A 23,345-nucleotide genomic window follows, 5' to 3' on the forward strand; every position below is an offset into this window, starting at 1 on the left:
TATAATTATTTAGAGGTATTCGCTTCGGGATGATGCTTCAAGGATAAAAATATTGATCCTCCCAATACTACGGCGATAAAAACCAGTGAGATCCAGATTGGTATCTCAAATTGATCGCTTATAAGAAACTTAATTCCAACAAATGCAAGGATAATTCCCAGACCTTCATTTAAATATACGAATCTGTCTTTCATATCTGCCAGCAAAAAATACAGGGCTCTTAATCCTAATATCGCAAAGGCATTAGAACTTACGATCAAAAATTTATCTCGGGTCACTGCGAGAATAGCAGGTATAGAATCCAGCGCAAAAATGATGTCGGTTAATTCAACAATGATCAGTACTACCAGCAGAGGAGTAGCTAGCTTCTTACCATTCTTCCTGACAAAGAATTTATCTTCCTCATAGTTTTTAGTTTGCGGAATTACCTTCTGAACCCATTTAAAAATCCTGTTGTTCTCTGGGTCAGTGTCTGAAATATCGCTTCTAAATATCTTGTAAGCTGTGAATAACAGAAAGATTCCAAAAACATATATGATCCAGTGTACACTTTCTATCAATGCAATCCCGCCGATGATGAATAATACTCGAAGCACTAGAGCTCCAAAGATTCCCCAGAATAAGACCTTATGCTGAAATTCTTTAGGTACTTTAAAGTAGGTGAATAAAACGGCCCAAAGAAAGACATTATCCATGGATAATGATTTCTCGATTAGGTAACCGGTTATGTATTCTCCTGCGGCTCCCCAACCTTGCCACCATGCTATCACGCCGGTGAAAGCAACACCTAAGCTTATCCATGCAGCACTATACCAAGCCGCTTCACGTGTATTGATCTTGTGTGGTTTTTGCATTACGAGTTTCAGATCCACGATCAATAAAATAAAAATAAATGCAGCGAAACTTATCCAGATCCATGGATCAATTTCTGTATTTCCTGGAGTGGAATTTTCCTGTATTAAGTATAAAGGTAAAAGGTTAAGATGCATTTGCGATCAAAAAAATTTACCCAAATAAAAGAGTTTTAAAATGAAAAGACTTTCACTTTAAAATAAATATAACAGGCTTATCTAAAGTTTTAAGAAGAGTTTCGGGAATAAAAAAATCCCTTCAAAATTGAAGGGATTTTACTTTGTAGCGAGACCGAGATTTGAACTCGGGACCTCCGGGTTATGAATCCGACGCTCTAACCAACTGAGCTACCTCGCCATAGGATTTTTGCACCGGTAAAAAATCTTGAAATGCCTTATGATAAAAGGCTTCGCAGGATTTCTGTAATGCGGGTGCAAATATAAAAACAATTTGTTTTGGCGCAAACTTTATTTTCTAAAATATTTATTTTGATTTCTTTTTATCTTTCTAATTAATATCTATATTGCCCGAAACTAATTAATCAAGAATGGAAGAAAAGATAAAATACGAAATGGAGTTTCCTATTCAAGCTTCTCCTTCATTACTTTACCAATATATTTCAACTCCCTCAGGATTAAGTGAGTGGTATGCCGATAACGTGAATTCCCGAGGGGAATTTTTTACTTTTATATGGGAAGGTAGTGAGGAAAAAGCGAAGCTCGTTAGTAAGAAAAGTGACGAGCGTATCAAATTCAAGTGGATCGACGATGAAGACACTCCTTATTTTTTCGAATTACGTATACAAGTAGATGATATCACCAAGGATGTTTCTCTTATGATCACAGATTTTGCTGAAGATGACGAGGTGGATGAAGGAAAGATGCTTTGGGAAAATATGGTTTCAGATCTTAAACAGATTCTAGGATCAGCCTAGATTTCTTATTATAAATAGTAACTTTGCCCCGTTTTAAAACGGGGTTTTTTTATGATCAATTTAGACGGAAAAATAGTAGAACTGGAAAACGCAAAATTATCGGTGCTAAACCGTGGCTTTGCTTATGGAGATTCAGTATTCGAAACAATTAGAGTTATTAATGGGAAAATTATGTTCTGGGAAGATCATTATTTCCGATTAATGGCTTCTATGCGTATTATGAGAATGGAGATCCCATCCAGTTTTTCGCCTGAATTTTTAGAACAGGAGATAAAGGAAATCATTGAAGCAAATGATCTTTCAAACTCTGCCGCTCGAATTAAATTTGCTGTGTACAGATTGCAAGGAGGCTATTATACTCCTGCTACAAGAGATATTGGATATGTGATTAGTGCTGAAGAGATGGAGAATTCATTCTATCTTTTCAATGAAGAAAAATATGAAATAGAGCTCTTTAAGGATCATTACGTGACCAGTGGGTTACTTTCTACCATAAAATCTAATAACAGGGCGGTAAATGTTCTTGGAAGTATTTACGCCAGTGAGAATGGTTATGATAATTGCCTTTTACTGAATGAGAAAAAGAGTGTAGTGGAAGCATTGAACGGAAATCTATTTCTTGTAAAAGGGAACACGATCAAAACTCCACCGATCACAGATGGAGTTCTAAATGGTATCATTAGAAAACAATTATTGAATATTCTGAAGAAAACGGACGAATATACTTTAGAAGAAACTTCAATTTCTCCATTTGAACTTCAAAAGGCTGATGAATTGTTTATTACCAATGTGGCAAAAGGAATACAACCGGTAAGTAAATACCGAAAAAAAGAGTATGCACACAAAGTCTCTAAAGATCTTTTGAGCAAACTTAATGTAAAAGCAAGATTGGGTTAATTATAGGTTGGATTTTCTGGAGAATTAGACCAAAGCATGTATTCCCCACCTAATTCAAGCATTTTATCCTTCCAGAAGGAATTGTAAGGTTTTTCCAGCAAGTCTTTATTGTCTTCATTCACGGTGATTACCCAGGAACGTGAACTTAACTCTTCGTCAAGTTGATTTGCATCCCATCCAGAATATCCTAAAAAGAATTTGATCTGCTTATCATCTATCAGATCCTTGGAGATAAGATCCATAACAGCTTCAAAGTTACCACCCCAAAAGATACCATGGGCGATTTCAATACTATCTGGAATTAGATCTGGAATCTTATGTATAAAGTAAAGATTGTCCTGTTCTACCGGTCCACCATTGTATACTCTAAAATCTCCCTTAACTTCAGGAATCAGGTCTTTAAGGGTAAAATCCAGGATTTTATTCAATATAAATCCAACCGATCCATTGTCAGAATGGTCAGCAAGGAGAACCACAGAACGATTAAAAGAGACATCCCCAATTATGGATGGTTCTGCGACTAAAAGATGCCCCTTGGTTGGTTTTAACACGATCATTGTAGCAGTCTTTTTATCTAAACTAATTATTTATTGTAATAAATGCAATACAATGCTTAAAATTTTAAATAAAAAAAGCCCTCCAAATGGAAGGCTTTGATTTTTTACTAATACAAATTATTAGTTCACAGCTTTTTGTAAATCTGCTCCGGCTTTAAATTTCACTACGTTTTTAGCAGCAATCTTAATAGTTTTTCCGGTTTGTGGGTTTCTTCCTTCACGAGCAGCTCTCTTAGATACAGACCAAGATCCGAATCCTACTAATGATACTCTATCTCCTTTTTTAAGAGACTTCTCAACGTTCTCAAGGAAAGACTCTAATGCTTTTTTTGCTGCTGCTTTAGAAATTCCAGCGTTCTCAGCCATTGCGTCGATTAAATCTGTTTTGTTCATAATTTGAATTTTAAATTAATTGTTGGTTAAACATTCTGTTAAACTGGTATACAAATTTATACGGATTTCTTGTCCATGCAAGTAATGACAGGGGAAAAGCGCATATTTGTTGATAACTCAGCTGATTTGTTAATAAAGATAATTGTTTTTTACTAAAATGCAACAAATTCAGTGTTAATAAGGCTTTAGCGCATTTTAGCATCTGGTGCAAAATTAAATCCGTTTAAAAGTGCTTTTGATAGCATTTTTCTTTTTCCTGGTAACTGAATTTCATTAACTATAATATAACCGTCAATGGCTGCCACTTTAATTTTATTATCAGTGATAGAAATTGTTCCATTTGGTAAATGGTGATCCTGTGTTATTTTTTCGATATCGTAGATCTTAACCTTCAATTCATCGGTAGAATTTTCCAGGTAACACCAGGCTGCGGGATACGGGTTAAGTCCTCTAATCAAATTATATATCTCATCAACCGGAGAATTCCAGTTGATCCTGGTGTTTTCTCGGGTTAATTTTGGAGCTTCTTTTAGTTCATCAGACTCCTGTTGCGGTTCGGTAGTAATATTATCTGCTGCGATCTCCCGAAGTGTTTTAACCACTAAATTGGCTCCCATCTCCATTAACCTGTCATGGAGCGACTCAACATTTTCTGAATCTAAAATTGAAGTTTCTTCCTGCAAGATCATTTCCCCGGTATCTATTTTTTCATCTAGAAAGAAAGTAGATACTCCTGTTTTCTTATCTCCGTTAATGATCGCCCAGTTTATAGGAGCAGCACCTCTATATTGAGGCAGGAGGGAGGCGTGTAAATTGAATGTTCCATATTCCGGGTAATTCCAAACTGATTTTGGAAGCATTCTAAAAGCTACTACCACCTGAACGTTGGGGTTTAATTCTTTTAATTCTTGCTGAAATTCTTCAGCTTTCAGATTGGTAGGCTGCAATACCTTTAATCCTTTTGAGACCGCATAAGTCTTAACGGCGCTTTCATTAAGTTTTCGTCCACGTCCTGCTGGTCTATCTGGTGCGGTAATAACCCCTACAACATTAAAGCCTGCTTCTAATATTGCTTCCAGGCTGTTCACAGCAAATTCTGGTGTACCCATGAAAACTATTCTAAGGTCTCTCATTTATTTGAAATTTTATATTTATTATTTTCTGTTCTTTGAAGTATTCCTTTTTCGCAAAGTAGGCTTATGATCCTGATAATTGACTCTTCGGAATAATTCAATTCGGCTACCAATTCTCTGGAACTTTTAGATCCGTTTTTCAATAATCGCTGGATTCCCAAATAGATCTCATTCATATCGTCCTTAGAGAGCGAATTGTCTTCCTTGATACAAACAGAGCATTTTCCGCAGGGTTTAGGATCCTTATCTCCAAAATAAGTTAAAAGCTGAACCTGCCTGCAGATATTTTCATTCTGAACAAAATCCAGCACCGCCGCGATCTTTGATCTTTTTGTATCATTATATTTCTTGATGAACGCTGCTACAGGATTAATCGTTGAATCATCTTCACGAGGCACGAGGTAGGTAATGCTCGCATCATGCCTGGATAAATGGAATTCAATGATCTCTTTCTCATGCAATTCTTCAAATATCTTAATACACTCATTTTCTGAAATGCCTGATTTTTCACTGACTGAAGAAAGATTAAAAGCGATCAGGTTTTCAAATACACCACCGTAATTTCTTAATATGGTTCGTACTGCGTTTGCATATCTTGGATTATCATCCAGGTAATTATCAAGATGATTCCCTGATAATAAGATCTGAATTTCGGTTTTCTTCTGATAATTTTGCGATAATCTTAAAATGCTACACCTGTCTAGAAGTTGCAAAGCATTATAAGTTTTATGAGCATTGAATTTATACTGGTTACAGAAGTGTGCAAAATTGAAATCATATTCGGTATTTTCGCCTTCCCCAAATGCGATTGCGAAATAAGCGTTTAATTTACGGTAGACCAGCTTTACATCTTCTACGGCAGCCAGGTTATTCAGAAATTGATTTTTTAAAACTGGAATATCTCCTGCATTTGTCAATATTATGGCTTTTGCAGGCTTGCCATCTCTTCCGGCTCTTCCAGCTTCCTGGAAATAGCTTTCCATACTTTCTGGTAGATCAATGTGAATCACCGTTCTTACATCGGGTTTATCTATTCCCATCCCGAATGCAGTTGTGGCAACCATTACACTTACCTTATTGGTGAGCCATTTTTCGAATTTTGCAGATTTATCTTCTTTTTTCATACCACCGTGGTAAGCAGCGGCAGTGATTCCGTTTTTATTCAGGAAATCACTTATTTCCTGAGTCGCATTTCTGCTTCGAACATAGATAATAGCCGAATCTGTATTCAGAAGTTGTGTAAGTCTGAACAACTTATCTTCAGTTTTCACGACATCATATTGAAGATTTGATCTTTCAAAAGATTTCTGATGAACTTCAGGGTTTTCAAGTTTTAACTGAAGACAAATATCCCTAATCACATCTTTAGTCGCAGTTGCGGTAAAAGCAGCGATCTGTACTTCTGGAAGTAATTCCCTTATTTCCGCAATATTTCTGTATGCCGGACGAAAATCATGTCCCCATTGAGAGATACAATGAGCTTCATCAACTGCGATCAGGTTGATATTCATCTGTTTCAACCGCTCGCGTACTAATTCCTGCTGCAGTCTTTCCGGAGAGAGGTATAAAAATTTAAAATTTCCGAAGATGCAATTGTCTAGATTTCTATCCAAATCGGCATAGGAGATGCCACCGGTAATTGCCATGGCCTTGATATTCTTCTGTTGAAGAGTATTTACCTGGTCTTCCATTAAAGATATAAGTGGCGAAACCACCACGCAAATACCTTCTTTAATCATTGCCGGTACCTGGAAACAAATAGATTTCCCTCCACCTGTAGGAAAAAGAGTTAAAATGTCTTTCCCTTCCAAAATAGATTCAATGACTTCCAGCTGCTGAGATCTGAACTCGCGGAAACCCCAGTATTTCTCTAATATTTTTAAAGCTTCCTCCTGCAATTTTGCTTATATCTTATCCAAAATAAAATTAGTGCGGTCTTCAACGCTTAATTTTGGAACCTCAATTGGCTCATAACCGTACCTTTTATAAGTAGAATAAAGATAAGACGAAATTTTTAAGGCTTCTTCAAAACTCTCGTAGCGTTCATTATCACTTTTATAGATCTCCTTCCAGGGTGGCAGAATAAAAATCTGGTCATAACGATTATTCTGGCAGGTGTTGTCAAATATTTCAGGATAATTGGTGTCGAAGTAGTCCATATATGCGACAACATCTGGTAATCCACGATCTATGAATATATGATCAGAATTATAGGCTGATGCCTCTTTGAACTGATTAAGTCTACCTTCTAAAAGTTTCTCACTGAATAGTAATGGTTGCTCCAGGAATAATTGATCAATACCTTCCTTTTGTGCTTCAAGAGTCACTTGTCGGGAAATTTCATGAAGGCATTTTTCACCTTTCTTTTCCAGGTTATGCACTATGGACGATTTTCCGGTTCCCGGGCCTCCGGTAATTACGATTTTTCTATTTTTCACGCCGCAAATTTCGACAATTGAATTTGATTATAAAAATGCTATCATTCCTTGTATCTTTGTGCTGAATAGAAGGAGAAAAATTATGAGTGAATCTAAGAATCCCGAAGAATTTTACGCGAAATTAAAAAAGCAACTTCAGGACACGGCAATGTGGCCATCAGAATATTTATACAAATTCATCGTTCCTACTAAAGGAGATAAGATAGATGAAGTTGAATCTATTTTTAACGATATGGGTGCTGTGATAGAAACAAAGCAGTCTAAGAAAGGGACTTACACCAGTGTTTCCATAAATGTTAGGATGAAAAACCCAGACGCTGTAATAGAGAAATACAAAGAAGTAGCAGAGAAAGTGGAAGGTGTAATATCACTTTAAGCCTTATGTAATAAAGAAACTTTTTTGTTGTGCTTCTTTAGTAATATTTAGTATTTTGCAGGCAGGAGTAAACTTCAATAAATTACCTAATTAAACTTCAATTTTGACAAACGCATTAGAATATAACTCTGAAAGGAGTAAACTGATCATTCCCGAATACGGAAGACATCTTCAGAAAATGGTAGAACACACCGTAGAAATTGAAGATGATCAGGAAAGAAATAAGGTTGCTAACTCTATCATCGCAGTAATGGGGAATATGAATCCGCATTTACGAGATGTTCCAGATTTTCAACATAAACTTTGGGATCAGTTATTTATCATCAGTGATTTTAAACTTAATGTTGATTCACCTTTTCCGAAGCCAACCAGAGAAATGCTAGCTGAAAGACCGGAAATGCTTGAATATCCTGAGAATAATCCTAAATACAGGTTTTACGGGAACAACATCAAGCGTATGATCGATGCGGCTAAAGATTATGAAGAAGGAGATTTTAAAGAGGCTCTGGTTCTTACGATCGCTAATCATATGAAGAAATCTTATCTAAACTGGAACAGAGATTCAGTAGATGATGAAGTGATCTTTAATCACCTTAAAGAACTTAGCAACGGCAAGATCAATGTTAAGAATATAGATGAAGATCTTAGTCAGGCCTCAGATCTTATAAAAGGCGGAGGAAAGAAGAAATACACAAAAAGCAAGAAGCATACCGGCCGAAAAGGAGGTCGTAAACGCCACTAAACTCAACTACTTTTAATGGGAACTTTTCAAATTGAAGGCGGTCATCGTTTGAGCGGGGAAATTCAGCCCCAGGGAGCAAAAAACGAAGCACTGCAAATCTTATGCGCTGTTTTGTTAACCGATGAGACAGTTACTATAAATAATATTCCAGACATCGTTGACGTAAACAAGTTGATCAACTTGTTGCGTAACCTTGGTGTAAAGATCCAGAAGACTGGTAAGGGTAGTTACACTTTCAAGAGTGATGAGCTTAATATGGAATATCTTAACAGTGAGCAATTCAAGATCGATGGTGGCGGACTTAGAGGTTCTATCATGATCGTTGGACCGATGTTAGGTAGATTTGGAAAAGGATTTATTCCCAAGCCAGGCGGTGATAAAATTGGTAGAAGAAGACTGGATACCCATTTTGAAGGTTTCATGAAACTTGGTGCCGATTTCAGATATAATAAAGAAGAGCGTTTTTATGGTGTGGAAGCGCCAAACGGACTTAAAGGTGATTTTATGCTTCTCGAGGAAGCCTCGGTTACCGGTACCGCTAATATAGTGATGGCAGCAGTTCTTGCGAAGGGAACAACTACCATTTATAACGCGGCCTGTGAACCTTATCTTCAGCAATTATGTAATATGCTCAATTCTATGGGAGCTAACATCAAAGGTGTTGGTTCAAATTTACTTACCATAGATGGTGTTGAAAAATTAGGTGGTTGTGAGCACACTGTTCTTCCAGATATGATCGAAATCGGATCATGGATAGGACTTGCAGCTATGACTAAAAGTGATATCACGATCAAGAACGTGAATTGGGGAATGCTAGGGATCATTCCAACTACTTTTCGAAAATTAGGAATTACGGTTGAAAAGAAAGGCGATGATATTCATATTCCTGCACATGAAGACGGTTATGAAGTGCAGAGTTTTATTGATGGTTCTATCATGAATATTAGCGATGCGCCATGGCCTGGATTTACGCCCGATCTTTTAAGTATTATCCTTGTAGTTGCCACTCAGGCACGAGGAAGTGTGCTGATTCATCAAAAAATGTTTGAAAGCAGACTTTTCTTTGTGGATAAACTTATAGATATGGGGGCAAAGATCATACTTTGTGATCCGCATAGAGCTACAGTTATTGGGCATGATTTCCAATCTCAGTTAAAAGCTACCACCATGACATCTCCAGATATAAGGGCTGGAATTTCATTATTGATAGCGGCACTTTCAGCAAAAGGAACTTCTACAATTCATAATATTGAACAGATCGATAGAGGATACGAACATATCGTGGAAAGGCTTAAAGGGATTGGAGCCAGAATTACAAGACTGGACTAAAGATCTAAATACATTAAATAAAAAAAGCTGCTCAAATGAGCAGCTTTTTTTTGTATCAGAATTGAAAACTAGACTTCCTCAGTCTTAGCCTTTGCTTTATTTTCTTTATAATGAAAAAGATTCTTTTCCTTGATCATAGCGGTAGTTTTTTCAGGAAGCATTTCTTCCCATCCTTCTTCACCTTCAGAGATCATTTTTAATACTTCTCTGGAATAAATATCAAGAATTTCAGGATTGTAATTCTTAATATCCTCTACACGACCATTATATTTAAAGAACTTATATAGTTCCTTCATTCTAGGATGAACTTTTACACTGTCACTAGTTGTAATTTCACCAGTTTCAGGATCTTTAAGTGGGTATAGATAAACCTTTAGATCTTTAAAGAAAAGCTTACCAAAGGCCTCAAGAATACCACCACTTAAATGACGATAATATTTCTCATCGAATACATCCACCAGGTTATTTACACCCATAGTTAATCCCATTCTTTGCTTAGAATATCTTGAGAAATACTCTACAACCTTAAAGTATTCCTGGAAGTTAGAGATCATCACTGTTTGTCCCAGCGAACATAAAAGTTCTGCCCGATCCATAAAATCTCGTTCATCGATTTCACCTTCCGCTCTTAAATTGGATAAAGTGATTTCAAAAATAATCTCTGTATTTTCTTCAGATACCTTGCTCTCGTTCAGGAACATTTCCTTAGATCGCTCGTACATATCCATATTCACCTTAGTAACGGGTCTGAAGCTACCTCTAAGTGCAAGAATATTCTTTTTGTAAAGGATCTTCGCGGGAAGAACGTTATTTCCATCAGGGCCAAACATTACAGCCTCGGTCATTCCGTTCTTAACCAATTGCAAGCTCATAAGCCTATTATCAACATTTTCGAATCTAGGTCCGGAGAAGTTGATCGTATCGATCTCTATTTGATCCTTGTCTATGTGATCATACAGGTATCTAAGTAATTTCTTAGGATTATCGTATTTATAATACGCACCGTAAATAAGATTCACTCCTAAAATTCCAAGAGTATTTTGCTGATGTCTTGCATCATTCTCATGGAACCTGATATGAAGTAAGATCTCGTTATAATCTTCACCCGGTTCCACCTGATATCTGATACCTACCCAACCATGTCCTTTGTATTTCTTGGCAAAATCTATGGTTGCTACAGTATTAGCGTAGGTAAAGAATAATTTATTGGGATGTTTTTCGCGGGAAATTCTTTCTTCGATAAGACCCGTTTCGTGGGCCAGCATCTTCTTTAGTCTTGCTTCAGTCACATATCTACGATCATTCTCAACTCCATATATCGCGTCACTAAAGTCTTTATCGTAAGCACTCATCGCCTTGGCAATGGTACCAGAGGCTCCTCCGGCTCGGAAAAAATTTCGTACCGTTTCCTGACCTGCACCAATCTCAGAAAAAGTTCCGTAGATATTTTCGTTTAAATTGATACGAAGAGCTTTGCTATTTATTGAAGGAACATTTTCAAATTCCTTGTCGCCCATTATAGTAATTGGCATATTTTTCCTTTTAAATAAACAATTTCGTTAGAATACTCCAAAAGTACTAAAAGCGGTAGGCATACAAAAAAATATATTTACTTTTGTGCTAAAAATAACACGGCTTGGACGTAACATTTTTAGGAACAGGAACATCGCAGGGGATACCGATTATTGGTAGTGAACATCCGGTATGCCTTAGTGATGATAGTAAAGACAAGAGACTCAGGGTTTCGATACTTATCACCTGGAATGATCTCAATATCCTTATAGATTGTGGTCCTGACTTTAGACAGCAAATGTTGGCCAATAATGTTAAAAAGCTGGATGCTATTTTTTATACTCACGAACATAACGATCATACGGCTGGTCTTGATGATATACGGCCCTTCTTTTTCAGACAGGGAGATATTCCGGTTTATGCACATCAAAGAGTCTTAAGTGCTCTAAGAAAAAGATTCGACTATATTTTTACTACGGAAAATAAATATCCCGGTGCTCCCGGTGTAACTGAAAATATTATTAAAAATTCTCCTTTCAATTTTCATGGTTTAACGGTTACCCCGGTAGAATTCATGCATAACAGGCTTCAGGTCTTTGGATTCCGAATGGAGGACTTTGCTTATCTCACAGATCTTAAAACGATTGAAGATGAGGAAGTAGAAAAACTCAGAGATCTTAAGGTTTTAGTCGTAAGTGCACTAAGAATTGAGCCTCATCATTCCCATTTCAATTTAGAAGAGGCCTTGGAATTTATAGATAGAGTTAAGCCAGAAAAGACTTATCTCACACACATAAGTCATATGCTTGGTTTTCATGAGGAAGTTGAAGAGCAACTTCCAGAAAATGTTCATCTTGCTTATGATAATTTAAAAATAACGGTTTAGAATGCGTAATAAGATATTGATGTACCTGTTCATTTTCAGTTTGTTGTTTACCATATTCATTTATGTGAACGATAAAAAGATTCTCGATTCAAAACAGGAAAAGATCGAAATCCTGGAAACAAAACTAGCGGAAGCCGAGTCTGGACTTGAAGCCAGTGGAAATTCAACTGAAGAGGAATATTTCACTCTTGAAGGAAATGAAGCAGCTCTTACTTATTTTGAAAACAAGGGAATAGATCCTGAAGGGATCATTTTTAAAATTGAAGATGCGATTTTAAGTAAAAATAATGCCACTGAAGATAACCCAATCGTACCAATGGATGGTATGGATGGCGTAATGCGTATTAACCAATTAAAAGTTTTAAATCACAAGTGGGTGATCGCAGATTTCACCGATGGAAAACATTGGGGAGAAGTGATACTTAGTTACGATATTTCAGAAGATGGAACTATTGAATTCTATTCTGAAAAATCCTTTATTTACCCTCAATACTAAAGCCTCTTTTCAAGCCACTCCTTAAATTCGAAGAAATTTTGCGGGGCTACTCCGTGACCTACAGGAAATTCTGAATATGAATTTTCAATTTCAAGCTTGTCAAGAAAAGGTTTTGTTTTTCTGGCCCAGTCTACTGGAATAACCTGGTCTACCGACCCATGGGAGCAATAAAATTTTAAATCTGAAAAATCATTGTTTTCGAATCCATCTTTGAGAATTCCCTGGTTAACGTAACCACTCAATGCGATCACATTCTTGACTTTTTCAGGATAGGAGAGTGCAACGGCATAGCTTAAAATACTACCTTGGCTAAATCCAAGAAGATTGATTTTAGCCGGATCCACAGGATATTGTTCAATAATCTCGTCTATAAAATTTTTAATAGTGTCTCTTGAAGTGATCGCCTGTACATCATCACTAAATTTACCGTCATTATTATCAAAATGTATAGCATACCATGCATTTCCATAAGGTTGCATTGAATAGGGTGCTTTTGCCGAAATAATAAAGAGATCTTCCGGTAATTGCTCAGCAAAAGAAAAAAGGTCGTTTTCGTCGCTTCCGTATCCATGCAGAAGTATCAACACCGGTGCTTTTTCGATATTCGTCTTTGGTTTTCTAATAATATGTTGAAGAGAAAATTCTGTAGTCATTATGAAATTGTACTAAACCATTTTTGAAATAGAGGTCCCAGAAATGGCACCTCACGTGTTTCACCTTTTATAGCGGTTACCAGGCCGTAACCCCAGAGCACAATAAAACAAAGGTAGAATGCTCCAATAATAAAACCCTGATCAAATAGTCCCATTAAGGCACCGATCAAATAAAAGGTAATATTGATCCCGAAAGCCTGTCTAATATGAAAACTGGCAAACCTATCCTTGGTATCAAGGTTCATAAAATAGGCGATTATTGTACCAATGATGGTAATATAGGCAACGATAGCTGTGGTTTTAGCCTGTCCGGTTGTTTCCATCTTTCAGCTTATTTTAAAATTAAACCATTATTGCTAATAATTCCAATAGTTTTACCTGTGAGTTCTTTATTCAGGAAAATACTATTCTTCGAAGTTGAAAAAATGTCCTTTTCAGAAAATTTATATTCTTCTCCCGGAACAAATAAACTCAGATCTGCGATCTCACCTTCCTTTATCTCATGATCCTCAATATTAAACCTGATTTTTCCATTGGTGAGAAACTTTACAGCTGTTTCGGTTTCAAAGATTTTACATAGCGCTCCAAATGCCGTTTCAAGCCCTAGAGACCCGTACAGAGCATTATCGAACTCTACTTTTTTATGTTCTACATCAATTGGATTGTGATCTGAAGTTACCATATCGATTGTGCCATCTTTTAATCCTTTGATCAGCGCTTTTATATCTTTTTTTGTTCGTAAAGGTGGTAGAACTTTTGAGTTGCCATTAAATTCTTTTAATTCTTCATCGCTCAGGATCAAATTATGAATGGCGACGCTGCAACTCACATCCAGCCCTTTCTTTTTAGCCTCTTTGATAAGCTTTACAGACTTTTCAGTAGAAATGGTTGGAATGTGTAATTTCCCGCCAGTATATTCCAGTAAAAAAAGATCTCTCGTGATCTGTAATTCTTCTGCCAGGTTTGGTATTCCCTTAAGACCTAGAGAAGTGCTATTTTCATGTTCATTCACCATTCCATTACCTGCAATTCTGTTTTCCTGCGGGAAACTTTGTATAAGAGCATCAAAATTTTGAGCATACTGCAGGGCGATCTTTAAAAGATTAGGATTACGTAATGGCGCCTTATAATCTCCAAAACTAACAGCACCAGAATTTTTCATGTCTAAAAGTTCTGCGAGGTCTATACCTTCACTCTTCCTAGTTAAAGCTCCAATAGGGAATAATTTTACCGGGTGTCCGTTTGCTTTTGCTTTTACTGCTGAAATACTCCCGCTATTATCTAATACAGGATTAGTGTATGGGTTGAGAGCCACATTTGAAAAACCTGATTTTCCAGCTGTATCTAAACCATTTTCGATAGTTTCCCTATCTTCATATCCCGGTTCGCCAAAACTTACGCTACTATCAAACCATCCTCTCGAAACATGAATATTTTTTATCTTAATCTCCTTATCTGATTTATCCTCAAGGCTTTTTCCAATTTTTTTGATCACACCGCGATCAATGAAAATATCCACTTTTTTCTTGTGATGCATAGAGGTCTCATCAAGGATCGTAACCGATTTTAAAAGTATCTTCATCTGAGGAATTTTATAAGTAGCATTTCAATCGCTAAAAAGATCAGGGCAAAAATAACAAACCATTTCCAAAGTGCCGTAATTTGAGTAGCTGCATTTGATTCGGAAAAATAATCCTGTACAGAATCGTAAATATTTATGTTTTCACTACCTGAAACATCAAGATAGTTGAGTTTACTTTCTCTTCTATCAAAATTAAAACTTACAGTTCCTATAGTACTGGAAGCATTCGTTACTTCATAATTTCCAGCTTGCAGATCTATATTGTCTGTATTTATTTCCACTCGGTTACTGAAATTCTGTTGTTGGGGGATAACATCGAAATCTGGTTTCTTTAGATGTAAAACTTCATCCTTACCTAGTTTAAGAGGAATATCGATCGAATTTTCTACATCAGCTATATAATAAAGATCATTCTTCTTCAAAGCATTCAGACCAATCTGGTAAAGTACCGGCACGATCAAAGGTGAATTCTGAAAATTAGAATTGTTAGAATTTAGTGCAGATGTAAAGAGATACCTTGAATTATTTCCTATTAAAAAGGGCTTACCATCCTGATATTTCAAAATGGAGCTGCTGGAAGTTATATTGAACGACGTATTGACCTTTGGGTATTCAAAATTTTTAGTTCTGTTCTCGAAGACGCCCTGGAATAGGGGATGATCATAAACGATTTCAGTAATTAATCTATTCGTTTCAATCTTTTTATTGAATTGCGGAAAACCAAGAGTATTTAAAAACTGATCATAATTTAAAGCGTTTTCCGAAGGAATAATTAAAATACTAGTTCCGTCTTTAGACAAATTAGCGAGGTTGTTTTGGAGCGAGGAAGATATTTGTTCCACCTCATTTAATACTACCAGGTTTGCTGAATTCAACCGGTTGAAATCTATTTGATCAGAAGAAAAATTTGCCAGTTCAAATTCTGGTTCAGCATATATTCTTTCCAGGAAACCAAAATCGGCATCTGAAATAATCACAGTTTTTATAGACTCATCCTTATTAATATTGAAAAACAATTTATTGTCGTAGCTTAATCCAGAATCATCGATCTCAATCCTTCCATTGCTTAAGGTTTCATTCTGAAGTCTGAAGTTTGCCTGGGCTTTATTTTCGCTAAATTCCTGAATTGTATTTCTTCCTAAAAGTTCATCGCCGTTGAAAATAGAAATGGTAACAGGTTGTTTTAATTCACCTTTTTTAGAAAGGAGTATCGCGAGATTTAAATTTTCAGGATTCGATTCTTTTATAAAAGCACTATCAATACTAATATTAGAGGTTTCTTCAGTTAATGTTTTGACTAGATCAATGTTATAAACTTCCGAATCGAGCTCAGACAATGCTCCAATCGAATTCTGAAAATCAGAAATAATTAGAATGTTCTTTTCCTGATTATCGGTTTTATTAAAATATTTATCCGCCTTAAGCTGTAAAGACTGAAAATTCAATTGGTTATCAGCAAATTCAATATCCTGCAATTGCTTTTTTAATTCTGAAGTAGTTCTGCCAAAATATTCCGAGTCATTTGTAATTAATCCGTATTCCTTAGTTTCATCTATGCTTTCCAGTAATTGATTTATGGAAGAGCTCAAGAGATCTGATTGATCATTCTCAGCCTGCATACTGAAGGAATTATCAAGATAAATTAAAGTTTTAGTTTTAGTAAGTGCTTTATCGCTAGCTGGAATAAAAGGCTGAGCAAAAGCAAGGACAAGACAAGTGATTAATAAAAGTCGGGTGATAAGTATCAGAAATTTTTTTAATCTCGAACTTTTCCTGGTTTCCTGTATTACCTTTTTTAAGAACTTAACGTTGGTGAAATCTTCCCTTTGAAATCTTCTTAGTCGGAATAAATGAACGATCAACGGAATTATGAGAAATAGTAGCGCATAGAGTAATTCCGGATGTTGAAAATGCATATTCGGGAATAAGGTTTCTCAAATATAGAAAATGATATGCGATTGATCGCTAAAACCTCTTAACGCGAAACTTAAAATTACTTCCTTTTCCAGGTTCTGATTCTATTGAAATACTACCGCCCATGGATTCAGTTAGTTTTTTAACCGTCGCCAGGCCAATACCACTTCCTAAATTCCCTTCTCTATCTGCAGTTTCCAGTGTCGTGAAAAGATCAAAAATATCATTGAATTTCTCTTGAGGAATGCCTTTCCCGTTATCTTTTACTTCAAAGAAATAATACTCTTCATTTTTGGAAAAGCCGATATCTACTTTTCTGATATCCTTGTCATTATATTTTAAGGAGTTACTAATAAGGTTCATAAAGACCTGCGTTAATGCAGCTTTATTAACATTATGAAGCATTACATCATCTGGATACGTGATCTCGATATCATCAGAAACCTGGTAAAGATCAATAATACCTTTCAGCATTTTTCTAAGATCTACATTCGTGTAATCCTTCTCCATTACATGGTCACTGCGGTAAAAGCTAAGAATACCATCAATATAATTCCGAAGAGAGTAGGAGGACTCTACAAGAAATTCAAGATATTGCTCGGTATCTTCATCAAACTTTCCTTTGTTCTCATCTTTCAATAATTCGCTAAGCGAAATGATATTAGCCAAAGGTGACTTTAAATCATGAGAAACAAGGCTGGAAAATTTCTCGAGCTCTCTATATTTTTCTTTCAGTTTGATCTGAACCTGGTAAAGTTTGGTTTTTTGTTTTCTGAATTCGAATAATTTCAGAGTTTGCTGAGCCAGTGCTCTAAGTGCTTTATGTTGCTGATCTGAAAGATGTCTTTCTTTAGTATCAAAAATACAGAAAACAGCTATGGCGTGACCCTGCGGGTTATGTAAGGGAATACCTGTATAAAACGAGAATTCACGGTCATAGATACCTTCTGCCTTTTTAAAGGTTTCAGGATCTTCAGATTTGTTGAGGATAAGCATAGGTTCATCTCCATGAATCGCCTTATCACAAAAAGAGTTCTTACGGTCTATTTCTTCAACCTCTGCTCCGTAAACAGATTTGTTCCAGATTCTTTCTCTATCTACAATACTTATTTTGACTACCGGAACATTACAGATAGCGGCCGCAAGAAACGTAAGATTATCATAATCTTCGTCTGGTCCCGAATTTAGAATATTATACTCTTTCAATGCAGCTCTTCTGAGCTTTTCATTGAATGGTACTAATTTGTGTTGCATGCCCCAAGAATCTTGTTTTTAAAGTTATCCAAAAAATAATAACTTTTATATAAAAATATCCTAATCTACTATTTTGGGGCGTTTTATTGTAAATTCGAATAAGGCACCCTGATCGCGGTCTGAGGTAAGTTTAATATTTCCGCCAAGCGTTTCAATAAGTTTTTTTACAGTAGATAATCCAATTCCGTGACCTTTTCTTCCACGTCTGTCTGCATCTGCTGCTGTTGCAAATAATTCAAAGATCTTATTTTGTTTTTCCAGAGGAATCCCGATTCCGTTATCTTTAATACTGAAATTAAAAAACTCACGGTTTTCAGTGCAGTCGATATCTATGAAGATTTTTTCGTTGTTATTATATTTCAAACTATTGCTGATAAGATTCATAAAAATCTGGCCAAGTGCAGCGCTGTTCCCATACAACTTCAGGTTATTGTCGGGTATATTTATTTCACAGTTCTCAGCGATCTGTAGAAGATCAATTATATCTTCCAGAAGGTCATTTAGGAAGAATTCTTCATTGGTGCCGGAATATGTTCTACTACTTGAATAATGATCCAGCAAGCCGCTAATATAATCGCTAAGGGTAAGCCCAGATTGTTTTAGATAATCTATATACTCCAGTCCCTGAGTATCCAGCTTGGAAGCATACTTCACTTTAAGTATATCTGCTGTTAAGATCATATTAGCTAAAGGCATTTTAAGATCATGAGAAACTGTGCTTGCAAATTCGGTTAGAACGCGATTGTTCTCATTCAATTCCAATTTGAGATCTTCAAGGATCTTATTTTTTCTTCTTGATTCAAATAACATTTCAACCTGTTTTCCTAAGGCTTTTAAAGCTATTTTCTGATCTTGATTAAGATGATGCTCTTTGGAATCATAGACACAGAGCGTTCCCATGGGAAGACCATTATTATCTAGTAAAGAAATACCTGCATAATATTTAATGGAAGTGTCGCTGGTAACAAACGGATTATCCTTAAATCTTTCATCCTGAGTGGTGTCTGGAACTTCCAGAAGTAATTCAGGATCTAAAATGGTATGGCCGCAAAATGATTCCTGCCTGGTAGAACCGGTAAGGTCTGTGCCAAATTTAGACTTGAACCAGTTCCGTTCAGAATCTATCATGTTCACTACGGCAATAGGTGTCTTACAAATATAACTGGCAAGTTTGGTAATACTGTCATATGCTTCTTCAGGGAGACTGTCTATAATATCCAATTCCCTAAGAGATTCCAATCTCTTTAATTCATTAAGAGGCACCGCAGGATTAATCATTTTAAGATAATATTAAGAAGGTTAAAATAACTCAAATTTCATGAGAATTCCAAGATCTAAAATCGCCCTTTCTCAAAGACGCCCAGTCCAAACAAGGCAAAATCGTATTTAACAGGATCTAATGCATCCATCTTTCTTAAATTCGAATCTAATTCTGCTAAAGCCTTGGAATCGTTCATTTTTCGCTTCAGTATACCCAACTTCCTTGCCACGTTTCCAGAATGAACGTCGAGTGGGCAGGAAAGTTGTGCCGGCGACAGATTTTTCCATAAACCGAAATCAACTCCTTTCTGATCATTTCTCACCATCCATCTTAAGAACATGTTTATCCTTTTCGCTGCTGATTTCTTCAATGGATCGCTCACATGTTTTTCAGTTCTTTTCTCATGTGGTAGTTCGAAAAAAACCTTTTTGAATTCATGGATGCTCAGTTGTAAACTATCTGAAGTTGCATTTTCCTGAAATACATTTTCTAACCCATTATGATTTTGATAGATATTCCGGAGTGATCTTATAAAGTATTTTAAATCATTTGAATTAAAAGTTCTGTGAACAAAACCATTCAGGTTTTCCAGATCATTTTCTTCATGATTCATAACGAACTCAAACGGACTCATATCCATCATTTTCATGAGTTTTTCTGAATTATTCAGTATGCTTTTTCGATTTCCCCAAGCTATCGTAGCGGTTAAAAAACCGGAGATTTCAATGTCTTCTTTCTTCTGAAATAGGTGAGGGATTTGAATGGGATCTGAAGCAATAAAATCTGGAGTATTGTATTGTTCTACTTTGTAATTTAAAAAGGATTTTAATTCTGCTTTATTCAAATAAATAGATTTCTAAATTAAACGATCTCGCCATCTACCATGGTTAGTTTTCTATCGGCCATATTTGCCAGCTCTTCGTTATGAGTTACAATTACAAAGGTTTGATTGAATTCATCTCTTAACCTGAAAAAGAGTTTATGAAGATTTTCGGCAGATTCACTATCAAGATTTCCAGAGGGTTCATCAGCAAAAATTACCGCAGGATTATTTATTAAACTTCTGGCAACAGCAATTCTTTGTTGTTCCCCGCCACTTAATTCACCAGGTTTATGGTCTGCTCTATTTTCAAGACCGAGAAAACTAAGTAATTCCATAGCTCTCTTTTCAGCCTCCTTACGCGGAGTCTTATGAATGTACGCAGGAATACAGATATTTTCTAAAGCAGTGAATTCTGGCAATAACTGGTGAAACTGAAAAATAAACCCGATATGCTTATTTCTGAATTTTGATAATTCCCTGGATTTTAAACCATAAATATTAGTTCCGTTTATGGTCAATTCTGAATTCTTCTTTTTTGAAGGTTTATCCAGCGTTCCCATGATTTGTAAAAGGGTGGTCTTTCCGGCACCAGAGGCACCAACTATAGAAACGATCTCACTCTTTTTGATATGTAAATCTACAGATTTTAGAACATGAAGATCTCCGTAATATTTATGGATATTTTTGGCAATTATCATTTGTGCGTAATAAGTGCACCGAAAATAGCCAAATTAGGCAGATTCCCCAAGTTTAACCCTGTAATAAGTTTCTAACTCTATTATAATCTATATAATAAACAATGCGTAGACTTAAATTGTGCCTGGCCGGTTGTGCGAACAGATTATCCAGACTTTCATTGAAGCCAAGGTAACTTAGGTCATCTTCATTAAAGATGGAATTTCGGTATAATAAAACCGCTTCACTTCCAGGAGCAAATTGCCACCTGTAGCTCAAATCAAGATTCCAGATATTGAAATTTGCATCTGGATCTCTTCCTTCAGAAACATCGTAATTAACAGGTCTTAATTGTCCCTGGCCGAGTAGTTCGGTATACCCGTTATCAGCAAAGCCCGCAACAGACCAGAAGTGTCTGAAACTTAAATTTAGTCCCTGTTTAGTGCTGAAGTTATAACTTCCTTCCAGCGAATTTTCAATACTTTTCTGATCTCTAAGTCCAAAAATGATCTGATCTCTGGTTCTGGTTACATAACTGGGACGCTCTTTTTGATAGGAGTATTCAAACTCATAGATCATATTGAATTTATCACTAAATCTATATCTCGGTTCAATATTCAGATTGAAATCGCTTTGGGAGGATTTGTGGTATTCCTCAAAATACACCCGAATATCATAAGCAAAGGTTTTTCTATAATCTGTAGAAACAAATGCATTTACAGACCCAAAAGGCTTATATTCTATATATGTATTTTCAGCTCTGGGTTCAAAATAATCCCTGAATTTTGAGTTGATATTCATTCCGCCGCCAAACGCGAATCGTTTCCTCGTCATTGCAAAGAAATCTCCGCCAACTCCAGTATTAACAGGAACATCTGGCCTGTATCGCCTTAAATGCTGTCCGTAAAGTCCTATTCTGTAAGTATTGTAATTTCTTTTGGGTTCAAATATCTGGTAAGAAGCTCCCCAATTAAAGTTGTTGTAGTTATTTGTGAAATTTACTCCGAGGTCATTAATATCATAAGTTTCATTCGCAAACTCATTCCCGATCTCGTATCTGATATTTCCTTTGGTTCGTTCAACAGAAAGGGAAGAGGCAAAACCTGTTTTGTTCTGTCCGGGTAAATTAACATTGCTCATTTTCGCCTGACCTTCAAAATTGAAGGAATTTGCCTTATTATAAATATCAAATAGAAAACCGGTAACATTTCCGTCCCGGAAATTACCATCCCTGGTAACATTGGTATTAATCAGCGTTATAGATGAATTTTTATTAAAACGCTGATCAAGAACCAGGATATTATAATTGGCAACAGATTCACTTATTTCTCTACGGATATTTCCAGTAAGCGTATCTCTGAAAACCGCTTCCTGCTTATTTGTGATAGCATTGAAAAAACCAATCCCAAGACCTCTGTCTGTTCTTCCGGAAATTTTCAGTGCATTTAAAAGATCTGTTTTATCTGGATTTTCAATGATCTCTTCATTTTCTAAAGCATTGGTTTGAACAGCATTAAAACCAATCGGAGTGCTTCCAACCCGTCTTGAATAAAATAGATCACCTTTATTGAACAATTCAGTGCCCTCCGTAAAAAAAGCCCTGTTCTCTCCAAAAACCTGCTCGAAAGGGCCCAAGTTCAACTCGATCTCATCATAAGCAGTTTGTCCGAAATCAGGAACCAGCGTCATGTCTAATGTGAAGGAATCGTTGATGCCGTATTTTAAGTCCATTCCAGCGTTAAAGTTGAAATCGGCATTACCATCAAAACGGTCTACAGACATCTGGGTAAATGGATACAAGCTAAGTCTTACCGGAGGATCAATATTTGAAATTCCTTTTAACAAACCTGTATACTGACTCATTTGCCCAACAGATTTATTTACATAGTTCCAGACATAGGTAGAATTTAAGTGAGTGATCTCTCTGGCAAACTGAATTCCCCATAACTGATTTGATTTTTCAGGAAATCTAAGAGCAGAATAAGGTATTTTCATTTCAACATACCAGCCATTTTCATCATTGGTAACGGCAGATTCCCACACAACATTATAGGCGTAATCTTCATTGTTCCCGGTCATTCTGGCATCAGCCTGGGTACCTGCACTGGTTACTATGAACCTGGTTTGGTTTTCACCATCATCGTAAGTATTAATATCCATCAGAAAGAATTCAGACTGATTGATGTTATCTCGCTGAGTAAACTGACGCATTGTTCTCTCTGGATTGCTTTCTAGCATAACTGCGGCTACATAAATAGCTTCATCGTCATAAAGTATTCGAGCTGTAGTTCTGTGAGATTCCGGAATGGGATCACCGTCGCCAGGTTCTACCATTACAAAATTATCTGCGACATCAATATTTTGCCAGACCTGGTCATCAAGTACTCCGTCGATCTCAGGCTGATTTTCAATTTTTTGAGTTTTGTAAATTTTTCTCTGATCCAGATCATTCTGAGCGAAGGTAGAAAAGCTTAAAATCAGGAAAATTGAAAATAGAATTCGATTTAGAGGCATTGATTGACGGATTGTTATTTTAAGACCGATCAAATGTATTATTGTTATTAATAACCGGCAAAAGATTTCTTTAAAATCAAGTTAAACAGACCATATTTTGTTTATTTAAAAACTAAATTTGATA

The 23,345-nt window shown here is 36.2% G+C and carries 23 protein-coding genes and 1 tRNA gene; 7 read left to right on the forward strand and 17 right to left on the reverse strand.

Annotation, left to right across the window (positions count from 1 at the left end; translation table 11 throughout):
* Window positions 1-5: 5 nt before the first annotated feature.
* Both RE431_RS05570 and RE431_RS05575 read right to left on the reverse strand, forming a co-directional pair.
* Complete coding sequence (locus tag RE431_RS05570) at window positions 6-989, reverse strand: TerC family protein (RefSeq protein ID WP_309560978.1); 984 nt, start codon at window positions 987-989, stop codon at window positions 6-8.
* A 146-nt stretch (window positions 990-1,135) separates the two neighbouring features.
* Window positions 1,136-1,209, reverse strand: a tRNA-Met gene (locus RE431_RS05575).
* A gap of 190 nt (window positions 1,210-1,399) precedes the next feature.
* Between RE431_RS05575 and RE431_RS05580 the strand changes: the two genes are divergently transcribed.
* Together RE431_RS05580 and RE431_RS05585 are read left to right on the forward strand one after the other, a co-directional pair.
* Window positions 1,400-1,786 carry an START-like domain-containing protein gene (locus RE431_RS05580; RefSeq protein WP_309560979.1) on the forward strand — a complete coding sequence of 129 codons (387 nt, stop codon included), beginning with the start codon at window positions 1,400-1,402 and terminating at the stop codon, window positions 1,784-1,786.
* A gap of 51 nt (window positions 1,787-1,837) precedes the next feature.
* Window positions 1,838-2,683, forward strand: a complete 846-nt coding sequence (locus RE431_RS05585; protein WP_309560980.1) for an aminotransferase class IV — start codon at window positions 1,838-1,840, stop codon at window positions 2,681-2,683.
* On the opposite strand, the gene RE431_RS05590 is transcribed toward RE431_RS05585, so the two are convergent.
* The 5 genes from RE431_RS05590 to RE431_RS05610 form a co-directional block, all read right to left on the reverse strand.
* On the reverse strand, window positions 2,680-3,240 hold the full coding sequence (locus RE431_RS05590) for a YqgE/AlgH family protein (protein ID WP_309560981.1): 561 nt from the start codon (window positions 3,238-3,240) through the stop codon (window positions 2,680-2,682). The two genes, RE431_RS05585 and RE431_RS05590, sit on opposite strands and share 4 nt — an antisense overlap.
* Window positions 3,241-3,360: 120 nt before the next feature.
* Window positions 3,361-3,633 (reverse strand): HU family DNA-binding protein, encoded by a 273-nt coding sequence (locus tag RE431_RS05595; protein WP_006990442.1) that lies wholly within the window; start codon window positions 3,631-3,633, stop codon window positions 3,361-3,363.
* A 185-nt stretch (window positions 3,634-3,818) separates the two neighbouring features.
* On the reverse strand, window positions 3,819-4,766 hold the full coding sequence (gene fmt, locus RE431_RS05600) for a methionyl-tRNA formyltransferase (RefSeq protein WP_309560982.1): 948 nt from the start codon (window positions 4,764-4,766) through the stop codon (window positions 3,819-3,821).
* The gene (locus RE431_RS05605; protein ID WP_309560983.1) at window positions 4,763-6,664 is read right to left on the reverse strand and encodes a RecQ family ATP-dependent DNA helicase; all 1,902 of its coding nucleotides are present in this window, start codon (window positions 6,662-6,664) and stop codon (window positions 4,763-4,765) included. Before RE431_RS05605 ends, fmt begins: the two co-directional genes overlap by 4 nt.
* A 6-nt stretch (window positions 6,665-6,670) precedes the next feature.
* Window positions 6,671-7,204 (reverse strand): AAA family ATPase, encoded by a 534-nt coding sequence (locus RE431_RS05610; protein ID WP_309560984.1) that lies wholly within the window; start codon window positions 7,202-7,204, stop codon window positions 6,671-6,673.
* An 82-nt stretch (window positions 7,205-7,286) separates the two neighbouring features.
* Here RE431_RS05610 and RE431_RS05615 point away from each other — a divergent pair, with 82 nt between their 5' ends.
* The 3 genes from RE431_RS05615 (at window position 7,287) to murA (ending at window position 9,651) form a co-directional block, all read left to right on the forward strand.
* Window positions 7,287-7,580, forward strand: coding sequence for a DUF493 family protein (locus RE431_RS05615; protein WP_309560985.1), 294 nt, complete (start codon window positions 7,287-7,289; stop codon window positions 7,578-7,580).
* 103 nt (window positions 7,581-7,683) lie between these two features.
* Window positions 7,684-8,322, forward strand: coding sequence for a DUF4290 domain-containing protein (locus RE431_RS05620; protein WP_309560986.1), 639 nt, complete (start codon window positions 7,684-7,686; stop codon window positions 8,320-8,322).
* Between the two features lie 15 nt (window positions 8,323-8,337).
* Complete coding sequence (gene murA, locus RE431_RS05625; RefSeq protein WP_309560987.1) at window positions 8,338-9,651, forward strand: UDP-N-acetylglucosamine 1-carboxyvinyltransferase; 1,314 nt, start codon at window positions 8,338-8,340, stop codon at window positions 9,649-9,651.
* 68 nt (window positions 9,652-9,719) lie between these two features.
* On the opposite strand, the gene RE431_RS05630 is transcribed toward murA, so the two are convergent.
* On the reverse strand, window positions 9,720-11,183 hold the full coding sequence (locus RE431_RS05630) for a TonB-dependent receptor (protein WP_309560988.1): 1,464 nt from the start codon (window positions 11,181-11,183) through the stop codon (window positions 9,720-9,722).
* Window positions 11,184-11,287: 104 nt separating this feature from the next.
* Between RE431_RS05630 and RE431_RS05635 the strand changes: the two genes are divergently transcribed.
* Both RE431_RS05635 and RE431_RS05640 read left to right on the forward strand, forming a co-directional pair.
* Entirely contained in the window at window positions 11,288-12,049 is a 762-nt protein-coding gene (locus tag RE431_RS05635) for an MBL fold metallo-hydrolase (RefSeq protein WP_309560989.1), read from the forward strand.
* Window position 12,050: 1 nt separating this feature from the next.
* Entirely contained in the window at window positions 12,051-12,545 is a 495-nt protein-coding gene (locus RE431_RS05640) for a hypothetical protein (RefSeq protein ID WP_309560990.1), read from the forward strand.
* Here RE431_RS05640 and RE431_RS05645 read toward each other — a convergent pair.
* Genes RE431_RS05645 through RE431_RS05685 form a run of 9 tightly spaced genes read right to left on the reverse strand, consistent with a single transcriptional unit; the run spans window position 12,542 to window position 23,221 of the window.
* The gene (locus RE431_RS05645; protein WP_309560991.1) at window positions 12,542-13,198 is read right to left on the reverse strand and encodes an alpha/beta hydrolase; all 657 of its coding nucleotides are present in this window, start codon (window positions 13,196-13,198) and stop codon (window positions 12,542-12,544) included. The genes RE431_RS05640 and RE431_RS05645 overlap by 4 nt on opposite strands.
* Window positions 13,198-13,521, reverse strand: coding sequence for a magnetosome magnetite crystal formation protein family (locus RE431_RS05650; RefSeq protein WP_309560992.1), 324 nt, complete (start codon window positions 13,519-13,521; stop codon window positions 13,198-13,200). The genes RE431_RS05645 and RE431_RS05650 overlap by 1 nt, the downstream gene beginning before the upstream one ends.
* Before the next feature lie 8 nt (window positions 13,522-13,529).
* Window positions 13,530-14,780 (reverse strand): dihydroorotase, encoded by a 1,251-nt coding sequence (locus RE431_RS05655; protein WP_309560993.1) that lies wholly within the window; start codon window positions 14,778-14,780, stop codon window positions 13,530-13,532.
* Window positions 14,777-16,696: a BatA domain-containing protein gene (locus RE431_RS05660; protein ID WP_309560994.1), complete on the reverse strand. Its 1,920-nt coding sequence runs from the start codon at window positions 16,694-16,696 to the stop codon at window positions 14,777-14,779. The genes RE431_RS05655 and RE431_RS05660 overlap by 4 nt, the downstream gene beginning before the upstream one ends.
* Before the next feature lie 49 nt (window positions 16,697-16,745).
* A complete protein-coding gene (locus RE431_RS05665; RefSeq protein ID WP_309560995.1) occupies window positions 16,746-17,948 on the reverse strand; it encodes a sensor histidine kinase in 1,203 nt (400 codons plus the stop codon).
* A 60-nt stretch (window positions 17,949-18,008) separates the two neighbouring features.
* Window positions 18,009-19,226, reverse strand: a complete 1,218-nt coding sequence (locus RE431_RS05670; RefSeq protein ID WP_309560996.1) for a GAF domain-containing sensor histidine kinase — start codon at window positions 19,224-19,226, stop codon at window positions 18,009-18,011.
* 56 nt (window positions 19,227-19,282) lie between these two features.
* On the reverse strand, window positions 19,283-20,053 hold the full coding sequence (locus RE431_RS05675; protein ID WP_309560997.1) for a TIGR02757 family protein: 771 nt from the start codon (window positions 20,051-20,053) through the stop codon (window positions 19,283-19,285).
* Between the two features lie 17 nt (window positions 20,054-20,070).
* Window positions 20,071-20,730, reverse strand: a complete 660-nt coding sequence (locus RE431_RS05680) for an ABC transporter ATP-binding protein (protein ID WP_309560998.1) — start codon at window positions 20,728-20,730, stop codon at window positions 20,071-20,073.
* A 52-nt stretch (window positions 20,731-20,782) separates the two neighbouring features.
* Entirely contained in the window at window positions 20,783-23,221 is a 2,439-nt protein-coding gene (locus RE431_RS05685; RefSeq protein WP_309560999.1) for a DUF5916 domain-containing protein, read from the reverse strand.
* Window positions 23,222-23,345 lie beyond the last annotated feature (124 nt).

The sequence above is a fragment of the Christiangramia sediminicola genome (assembly GCF_031344135.1).
Lineage (GTDB): Bacteria > Bacteroidota > Bacteroidia > Flavobacteriales > Flavobacteriaceae > Christiangramia > Christiangramia sediminicola.

Bases quoted from the DNA above. Each gene is read 5' to 3' on its own strand.
- RE431_RS05570 (WP_309560978.1), bottom strand. From the start codon at position 989: ATGCATCTTAACCTTTTACCTTTATACTTAATACAGGAAAATTCCACT.
- RE431_RS05580 (WP_309560979.1), top strand. From the start codon at position 1,400: ATGGAAGAAAAGATAAAATACGAAATGGAGTTTCCTATTCAAGCTTCT.
- RE431_RS05585 (WP_309560980.1), top strand. From the start codon at position 1,838: ATGATCAATTTAGACGGAAAAATAGTAGAACTGGAAAACGCAAAATTA.
- RE431_RS05590 (WP_309560981.1), bottom strand. From the start codon at position 3,240: ATGATCGTGTTAAAACCAACCAAGGGGCATCTTTTAGTCGCAGAACCA.
- RE431_RS05595 (WP_006990442.1), bottom strand. From the start codon at position 3,633: ATGAACAAAACAGATTTAATCGACGCAATGGCTGAGAACGCTGGAATT.
- fmt (WP_309560982.1), bottom strand. From the start codon at position 4,766: ATGAGAGACCTTAGAATAGTTTTCATGGGTACACCAGAATTTGCTGTG.
- RE431_RS05615 (WP_309560985.1), top strand. From the start codon at position 7,287: ATGAGTGAATCTAAGAATCCCGAAGAATTTTACGCGAAATTAAAAAAG.
- murA (WP_309560987.1), top strand. From the start codon at position 8,338: ATGGGAACTTTTCAAATTGAAGGCGGTCATCGTTTGAGCGGGGAAATT.
- RE431_RS05630 (WP_309560988.1), bottom strand. From the start codon at position 11,183: ATGCCAATTACTATAATGGGCGACAAGGAATTTGAAAATGTTCCTTCA.
- RE431_RS05640 (WP_309560990.1), top strand. From the start codon at position 12,051: ATGCGTAATAAGATATTGATGTACCTGTTCATTTTCAGTTTGTTGTTT.
- RE431_RS05645 (WP_309560991.1), bottom strand. From the start codon at position 13,198: ATGACTACAGAATTTTCTCTTCAACATATTATTAGAAAACCAAAGACG.
- RE431_RS05650 (WP_309560992.1), bottom strand. From the start codon at position 13,521: ATGGAAACAACCGGACAGGCTAAAACCACAGCTATCGTTGCCTATATT.
- RE431_RS05655 (WP_309560993.1), bottom strand. From the start codon at position 14,780: ATGAAGATACTTTTAAAATCGGTTACGATCCTTGATGAGACCTCTATG.
- RE431_RS05660 (WP_309560994.1), bottom strand. From the start codon at position 16,696: ATGCATTTTCAACATCCGGAATTACTCTATGCGCTACTATTTCTCATA.
- RE431_RS05665 (WP_309560995.1), bottom strand. From the start codon at position 17,948: ATGCAACACAAATTAGTACCATTCAATGAAAAGCTCAGAAGAGCTGCA.
- RE431_RS05670 (WP_309560996.1), bottom strand. From the start codon at position 19,226: ATGATTAATCCTGCGGTGCCTCTTAATGAATTAAAGAGATTGGAATCT.
- RE431_RS05680 (WP_309560998.1), bottom strand. From the start codon at position 20,730: ATGATAATTGCCAAAAATATCCATAAATATTACGGAGATCTTCATGTT.
- RE431_RS05685 (WP_309560999.1), bottom strand. From the start codon at position 23,221: ATGCCTCTAAATCGAATTCTATTTTCAATTTTCCTGATTTTAAGCTTT.